Origin of the sequence: Caballeronia choica (assembly GCF_001544535.1) — a bacterium.
GTDB lineage: Bacteria > Pseudomonadota > Gammaproteobacteria > Burkholderiales > Burkholderiaceae > Caballeronia > Caballeronia choica.
In genome coordinates this window covers 1-5,315 of record NZ_FCON02000288.1, presented here as the reverse complement: position 1 = coordinate 5,315, position 5,315 = coordinate 1, and the positions used below count along the sequence as shown (strand labels likewise).

The window sequence follows — 5,315 nt, the reverse complement described above, 5'->3', positions numbered from 1 at the left end:
CGCTGCTCTATGTCATTGAAAGTAAACGAGCTTTCTCGCTGTCGTGGCGCGACAGCGACGTTGTGTATAACGACATGTATTAAACGACGCTTGCCCACGCGTAGTGCCGGTTTCCGAACATAATGCCGCAACAAGCGGAAGACGCGGCGCGGCGGCTGTCTCATTACTCGGCTCGGTTTTGGTGCGCTCTGAAGACGGCAGAAATGGGCCAACTGCCACGTGATTACATGTGCCAGCCAGTCATTTACTAAGGATAACGAATGGTTAAAAGATAAATCCTTTTATGTCAATGGGACGCTATCATGTGATCATCCGCTTCGCGTCTTGAATAAGCGTGTCCTCGCGAGCGGCCGTCGCTTCAAAACAATAGGGAATCCCACGACTCGATTATCTCTTCGACCACGGCCAGCCATTCTTTCTCGGTTCTCCCAGCAAGCCGGCTAACGTTCATGCTGGCTATGCGAAAATGGTCGGCGCTTTCCTGATCGCAGCCGATCGAATCAAGATATCGCGCGAACACCCGTATTTGCGGCGGCTCTTTTTAGTGCTACTGATTGGTTCGGAGCTTCGAGGACCAGCCGGTCATAGGCAATGATAGCGGCCCTGAATGCGCATTTGGCCGCAACATCACGGTGCGCGGTACCCGCAACCTGCGCGAGCATGATCTGAGTGTCGGCGAAATCCTCCTGTGGGTTTGGCTTGAGGCGACCCGTGCCTGGCCAGAAGCGTGATTTCTCTTTCTGTTCCTGGTAGACGATAAGGGCGCGGAAGCAGGTTATCGACTCGTCGAAAGCTTCGCATGCGTACAGCTTTTTATCGTTTCGAGAAAACTGGATAGCCTGTTCCCTGAATTGCCAAGCATACGTTGTGACATTTCGCACATCGTTTGGCGCGAGTGACGCTAGGCGGAGCGTACGCTCGCTCTCATGCACTAAGTGGTCGATAAGAAGGTTGATCTCATTGTCATAAAGACTTGTGTTGACCGCTCTATACAAGTTGCCCGCGCGGCAAAACGCATCGGCTGAACCATGCAGGTCACCGACTTTCCGCGAGAGCCGCCCACGATGTCCCCAGAATTTCGCCAGTTCGAGAGGCGAGAAAACGCGGCTGTGCCGGTTCGTGGCTGTTCGCTCGAGAATAGGCAAAGTTTTCCCGCCGAAAGCAAGCGCTTGCGCGTAGTCGCCGATCTTGACAAGTTGGTCCACTTTTCCTAGGTAAGCCAAAATAAGGTCATCATTGACGCGTTGCGCGTTGGACGAACCCGATGCCTCTGCTTCCAGAATCTTGTCCTCCACCTCGAGAATCTCGATCGCCTCGTCGAGATACTGCAGCGCGGTCCACCGGTCTTCGTGTTGGTCCAGAAGGTTGCTTGAGTTGAAGTAAATCTGGGCCATCAACACGCGTGCAGCTGTCGATCGGTGTCGCTTGAGAATATCCAGTGCGCACCGATAGGCGTTCCAGCAACTGTCAGGGTCGTTCGCGCGTCGTGCCGCCATGCCGAATGCCGACAACGCGCGGCAGCGGTCCAAAGAATTCAGCTCCGCGCTTTCAGGCGACAGCGATTCATATAGTTCGATGGCTTGGCGCGCCGTTGCGACCGCCTCTTGAACACAGTCCTGCCCGAGCAACGCGTTCGATTGGAGCGTGAGAAGGTGGACGAGCATCGCACGCCGCCTTCCGTCTTGCTGGCCGTGAGGAAGGCGCGAGAGCAGTTCGGCAGCTTGCCTCGCGAGTGCGAGCGTCTGCTCAGGCGCGCCCCGGGATGCACATAGGGCGGCTTCTTCGCGGAGAACAGTCATCAGTTCGTCTACGAGGTCGGATCGGCCGCGATTGAACACGAGATTCAAGAATCTTTCGCGGGCTGCGGCGTAAGAGAGCAGTGCGTTCGCGTGATCCCCCAACTCTATCAACGCCGTCGCCTTGTAGTAGTGGGATCTTGCGGCGACTGGCGCAAGAATCTCGTGTCCTTCAGATGCTTCGATCTTGTCCAGCTTCTCTGCGGCTTCCTTGAACCTGTCCCTTGCTTCTTCGAAGCGACCCCGCCACAGCTCGGCGACGCCCTGGTTGAGCGTGAACGAAGCCAACCATCCGTTCATATCCTCTCGATCGTCGGATGCGATGAGTTCCTCCGCCAGTTGACTCGTGCATGCGATACATTCGTCGAATGCGTCCCACTCTCCTAGACGTGCATGATCCGTCGCTAGGCCTCCGAGGCATCTAACGTAGATGGCGGAGCCTCGTTCCAACAGTGCTACAGCCTCCAAACGAAAGTGCTTGGCCTCGGTTGCATCAGCGGTGACGCTCGCGCGAGTGTTGTAGATGAGCCCAAGTCCGCGATTTCTTTCGTATGGGGGCAGACTTGCATCGATATTGTGCCAGTGCGATATGGCGTCGTCGCACACCTTTAGCGCTTCGTCCTCGCTACCGATATTCTTTAGCGTGTAAGCCATCGAGTTCCAGAGGCACATCAATTCGAAGGGTTCGGACGCCTCGGTGCCGCTCGTGAGAAGCGCGACTGCCGCGCGAAAATAGCGGAGCGCACGCGGTCCGTCGCCGAGATAAGCCAAAAGGTAACCCAAGTCGGTGTCTATCTTCGCGATATCGTGATTCAACGCCTCCTTGCCGCCTTCGCGCGCCTGTTCGAAGATTTCCAACGCGTGTTCCAGCGCATGCATCTCGGACAGCGCGCGGGCCTTCGCGCTTCCGGCGGGGTCCGGATAGTGCCGGGGCGCTTCGGACGGAACGCCTCTTAGCTCGTACGCTGCGTCGAGCCAAATGCGAGGATCGGTCCATCGATCTCCGGACGGCAATTCGCGGACGAAAGCTCGCACGAACGGGTGGATGATCTCCGGCATCGTGCATGGATACTTCCGTCGCAGATGTTCCTCATATGCCAGTCGAAGCTCCTCGGTGGCGTCGACGATCGGCGGCCGACGCGCCGGCTCCTCCTGGAGGCAGCATTCGAGTAGTCTGGCGACGCGGCTGATCAAAGGCGGCGGTCCGTCGTATATCGGCCCCCGATCGACCAGATCGTGTAGCGCCGAAGGTGCTTCCACGCCCATTTCCCAGGTACGTTTTCCGCAAAAGACTTCGAGCAGCAAGACAGCCCAGCTCCAGACATCGGTCGCTGGCGTGAGTGTCGCACCCGAGAGTTGTTCCGGCGATGCGTATTGCGCCGTGAATTTGCCGCGTCCGGCGACTCGCCCGTTATTCTCCACCATGAATTTGTGAAACGCATCACGCACGCGATTAGACGCTCGATCCGTGCCAAGATCGTGCAAAAAAAAATCGGAACGATGCTCGACCCGGGGCGCCTGAGACAGTCCAAAGTCCGTGACTTTGGCAGTTCCTGCACGTGTCAGCAAGACGTTAGACGGTTTGATATCTTGATGAACCTGGGCAGCCGAATGGACGGCATGAATTCCCCAACCGCTTTCGATCCCCAGGCGGAGGATCTGTTCGATGTTCTCCATCGGATCAGACCGGTAAATGGCCCGTGAGGCAAGGCGGTCAGAGAGCGAGCCACCGTCGACGTATTCCGAGAAGATGAAGATCGCATCGTCATCGACGAGCTGAAAGAACTTGCAGCTGGCCACATGCGGATGAACAGGAAGATTCATTGATGCCTGCACTTCCCGGATCAGCTCTGTACGCGAATGCTTGTCCTGTATCAGAGCCCGCTTAAGTGCGAACGTCTCGCCAGTCTTTTCGCTGACGACACGATACACAGCGCCGTGCGCTCCGGCGCCTAGATGTTCCTCGACGCGAAACTCGTTCAGAATGCATTTTCCGACGGCGAATTGAGGTTCGACAGGCATGGTGTCCGATCCGTTGAGCTTGGCGCATGCGTCGCGCTTACAATGCGATGCTACGGCTCCCGAGCTTTGACGACCTTCGCCTTCAATCTCGCGTGCGCTGCGCAGACTCTTTGCCATTTTTCTCGCGCGTCTTCAAGAGTTCGCAGAATGATCGTCGTCATCTCAGGAGCCTGCCGCTCGCCATGGTCGGGATTGGCCTGTTTCACGCCATTGAGGTAGGCCAGCAATGCGGTGGCCTGAGACTTATCATCGCCGATTCTGGCGCGAGGGAAGTAGTCCATCACTGCTTCGACAAATGCGCCGGCTTCTGGGCATTCGCGATATGTGCCACCCCACTGCTCGATACTTCCCATTTGCCGCGCACTCTCAGTGAGCCTTACCCGGACAGGCTCGAACTCCAGACGGCGGTGGCGAAGAAGCTCTATCGCTTCGAGCAAGGTTTTCCTGCCATCGTCCTGGCTTAGGTGTGAAATCCCTCTGACGATTTCATGGACTTGTTCGAAGATACCCAAGTAATCGCCGTGCACATTCTCAAGATCTTTGAAGAGGGGATCAAAGGCGTCGTTGAAAACGGTTTCGATTCGCTCATGCCGGGCGTTTTTGAGAGCGACGACCCGGTCCAGTACCCCCAGCAAAGCATTGACGAGGGCCGGAATTGACGCGACAGGTATCATGTTGACGACCAGAGGTGGTTTTATGTACTGGGATACGAATTAAAGTGCTTCGGAGAAGTTGTATGACAATACGCGCGGAGAATGGCGGCAAGCCCATGCCAAAAATGGCGTGTTTCAGTGTCGATTCTTACTAAGATAGTGAGCGTAATGTCGGTTATTTGAAATTGTAGTTGAGATCTGTAAGAAGCCGAACATCTAGACTGTCCGTAAGGTCCGTTGATTCGAACAATGACAGCAGTCTGTCCTCGCGCATGAGGAGGCCTGAACTGGCCACGCCAAAGACTGAACCCGGGAGCCGGTGCATGCCCAGCACGCTTGCGCGCCACCCCGTCACGTCGGCTTTGAGATAAAACAACTCGAGCTGCGCTTCGAAGCCGATTTACCCCTGCGTTTAAGGCGCTTGATTCGAGTAAGGCAACGTCAGGTTCAGCTTCACGCACCAAACATTACGCAGTCCAGCACGCCCAGCGGTTTGCGCGACGGCGTCACCGCGTAAGTCGGATGCAGATACATGCCGCGTTGCGCCTCGTACGACAGCGGCCCCAGACCCGTGATCGTCTGCCCGTTAAAGTCCAGCTCCGTCGTGTCCTGGATGCATAGCACCACCTCGCAAGCCCGCATCCGCTCTGCCGAACTCTGCCAGTGCGGCGCCAGGATATCGCGCCAGTCCAGCTCATCCTGCGCCAGGAACCGATAAGCCGCCGCCGTTTCGGCCCAACCCGCGCAGGCACCGGGTAGGCTTGCCGTCGGCTTCTCCGCCAGTCGCTCCGCAAGTAGCACGGCACGCTTGTTCAGGCGCTTGTCGCCCAAGTCGATGTCCTTG

2 protein-coding genes and 1 pseudogene are annotated in these 5,315 nt (G+C 56.9%); all 3 read right to left on the bottom strand.

What is annotated here, in order from left to right; all coding sequences use genetic code 11:
* Positions 1-500: 500 nt before the first annotated feature.
* Entirely contained in the window at positions 501-3,935 is a 3,435-nt protein-coding gene (locus AWB68_RS42450) for a serine/threonine-protein kinase (RefSeq protein WP_087650108.1), read from the bottom strand.
* The gene (locus AWB68_RS47700) at positions 3,869-4,492 is read right to left on the bottom strand and encodes a hypothetical protein (protein WP_125483257.1); all 624 of its coding nucleotides are present in this window, start codon (positions 4,490-4,492) and stop codon (positions 3,869-3,871) included. The genes AWB68_RS42450 and AWB68_RS47700 overlap by 67 nt, the downstream gene beginning before the upstream one ends.
* Before the next feature lie 441 nt (positions 4,493-4,933).
* A pseudogene (locus AWB68_RS42435) lies at positions 4,934-5,308 on the bottom strand (IS4/Tn5 family transposase DNA-binding protein); the annotation flags it as partial.
* Positions 5,309-5,315: the final 7 nt, after the last annotated feature.